The sequence below is a fragment of the Nocardia cyriacigeorgica genome (assembly GCF_010858045.1).
Classification (GTDB): Bacteria; Actinomycetota; Actinomycetes; order Mycobacteriales; family Mycobacteriaceae; genus Nocardia; species Nocardia cyriacigeorgica_E.
In genome coordinates, this window is the sequence record NZ_JAAGVC010000276.1 from 1 (window position 1) to 302 (window position 302).

The 302-nt window shown below is 69.5% G+C and carries 1 pseudogene; it reads right to left on the reverse strand.

Annotated features, from left to right (window positions below):
* Nucleotides 1-302 (reverse strand): annotated as a pseudogene (locus tag GV790_RS29690) (4-hydroxyphenylpyruvate dioxygenase); the annotation flags it as partial.

Below are 302 nucleotides of genomic sequence, written 5' to 3' on the forward strand. Positions count from 1 at the left end.
ACTCGACCCATTCGTCCATCCGGCCCAGCTCCACATTGCCGACCACATGGTCGATCGCCTGGAACAGCCGGGCGGGTGCGTCCGGCCGCGGCTGGAACGTCGAGCGGCGCGCGACATAGCCGGGTAGGTAGGGACCGAGGTAGCCGGAGCGGTCGACGAGGGTGTGCCTGGTCTCGCCGTAGGTGGCCAGCGCGGCCGAGCGGACGGTGCCGAATTCGTCGCTCTCATCATGCGGTTCGACGAGGACGGTGGCGCCGTGCGTACGCGCCCAGTCGACACACCGGTCCACGTCGGGCACTTCC